1 protein-coding gene is annotated in these 2,197 nt (G+C 51.1%); it reads right to left on the bottom strand.

Going from position 1 to position 2,197, the window contains the following annotated elements; genetic code table 11:
- Positions 1-821: 821 nt before the first annotated feature.
- Positions 822-2,197: hypothetical protein (locus HMPREF3048_RS12265; RefSeq protein ID WP_168167337.1), on the bottom strand; the 1,376-nt coding region annotated here is incomplete at its 5' end.

The raw sequence follows: 2,197 nt of genomic DNA, 5'->3' as shown, positions 1-2,197 counted from the left end.
TCGGAATACCCCTACCAACTACGCGCACTCAGCATTCATACGAACTGGCACGATTTCCAGCAGTCTGAAGTTCACGTGAAGAATGTTTTGTGCCGGGTATCTAGTAACGCCGTGATGACCATCCGGTAACACCTGAGTGGACATCGATTAACAGCCCGACGGCGGTCGGTCCGGGTTGTCAGATGCGGGTTTGGGGTACTGGTGTTCCGGAGACCCGGTACTGTCGTATTCCGGGTAGTTGGTACCGGGTCCGGGCCCGCGGAGTCGGCCCGGCGGGTTATTAGGAAAAAGGAAATGATAGCGGTGTGGTGAGTATCTGGTCACGCCTAAGTGGTGTATCCGGTAGAGCTGTTGCGACCGTGGTTTGCTCCGTCGATCTTCGGTGTGTCGAAATCGCCCGGTAGAGAATTCAGCACCCAGCCGTCGCGGGGTCCTACCAACTACCCGGAATCCAGCCTTACCACCGTTTCGGAATGCCCTACCAACTACGCGCACTCAGGACATCTGACGCATCAGATCCGGAGGTGCTTGGGTCAGCAAATCATTCAAATAGGTTGTCGGGTCGATAGAATGCGGTGCGGCGGTCATTGTCGTATGCCTGCCGGTGAGATGTGGTAGCGGAGTCGAAAGGTTGACTTACGGTAGTCGCTCACAATTTCCCGAGGCTGACCATCATCAAGCGGTTTGCCTCGCTAAGGGACGCAACCAAAATCAGCCGCACTTTCTGCTGCTTAACCCGGCATAGTGGCACTCCATTCCTCATCAGTAACCCTTTTACTAAGGCGCTGAACTCATTCGATATCTAAGTCACGCATACGAAACTACGCGCCACCGGGTTGATCGAAAAACACATGGTTTAGATCAGGAAAAGTTGGCATCGGATTCCGTGCATTTGCGACCTGCGTTGCTACTTTCTGCCAAATTTCGTCCTTCAGGTCTTTAATTAATGGTTCCCAATCGTCCTGTGATCGTGAATCTTCAATATAGAAATCATCGGGAGCTCCTAGGAGCTTAAAGATTGGATTCAGTTCAAGGAATGAAGTTTCGTCCTCGGCGAGTAAGTCATATTCTGCTCGGGCGATCTCGGTTTGTCCAAGGAGAATACGGCCCATGACTTGCGACGCGTGTTTATCGTCTTGGTCACTCCGGGGAGCAGACACCAACATCTCAAGAATTGCTTCTCGGTCGTTATCGGTGATTTCTTGCTTTCGGTATTTGATTTGCCAATGAGCAAGCATGTCACTTGGCGTTGACTGGTGTGCTCGTACCCAATCGTTTAAGGCCGCGGCTGCTGCCAAACGCGTCGAACGAGCAGCCGATAAAGCATCCGCCGCTTCAATTAGACGATCCGTAAGGTCGCGAGCCTTGTCGAGGACTTCTTGAGAATCCCCTACCCGTTCAAAGGCTTCGACTACCGTATCCAAGTTGAGATTAACGCAGACGTTCAACTCCTCTTGAGTAAGTAATTCGTAGCCGATGACAAAATGAGAATCTTTGCTGTCCGTTTCAGCCCACTCTAGATTCGGGTCAGTCAGCGAGTACACCGAAACTTCTTTATTCGAGGGTTCGAATAGCAGTTGCATTTGCATAGGTCCGAAACTGACCATTGATCGCTCTGCCTCCAAGAAGTTCCAGGGGATCAACTCCCCATAGACAACCTGCCTAATTAGAAGCTCGATCGACCGCCAAGAACGCGCTTCGATCGCACTGACGGTGATCAGCGCAGGATCTCCGCCCAACTGTCGAACCATCTTCTCGAAATCACGGAAGAAAGCGGCGCGCTCTAATAAAGCACGCTCAAGATCATCGCTAGGACTGATACGGCATTGCTCCCCGTTAATTTCGATAAAGCCGCTTTTTAGAACCTCGGATGAGAACCGCAGCTCTTTCACAACGTCGCTAAGACGGCCAGAACAACGATTGGTCAGACGAAAGTCCGATCCATCGGCTGGAATCTGAATCAAAAGGCCGGGACTCGGGAAGATACGCGTGTCCTTTGGGGAAACTAACTGGATTAAGCAATTTTTGAACGCCACCGTTTCCGACGCAATTGTATTGCTACTTTTTTGAGGGAAAAAGTGCTCCGGAACGATGACATAATTTCCTTTGATTGGTATTTGCGCTCCGTTTTCTAACGTTCCCAATATGGAAGCAGCGGCACCGTGGCCTGTGTCAAATTTTGTGGACGGGTAAACCC

The organism is Corynebacterium sp. HMSC075D04 (assembly GCF_001815635.1).
GTDB classification, from domain to species: domain Bacteria; phylum Actinomycetota; class Actinomycetes; order Mycobacteriales; family Mycobacteriaceae; genus Corynebacterium; species Corynebacterium coyleae.
Note: the sequence above shows the minus strand (reverse complement) of the source record. Positions and strands in the feature narration are given on the sequence as shown.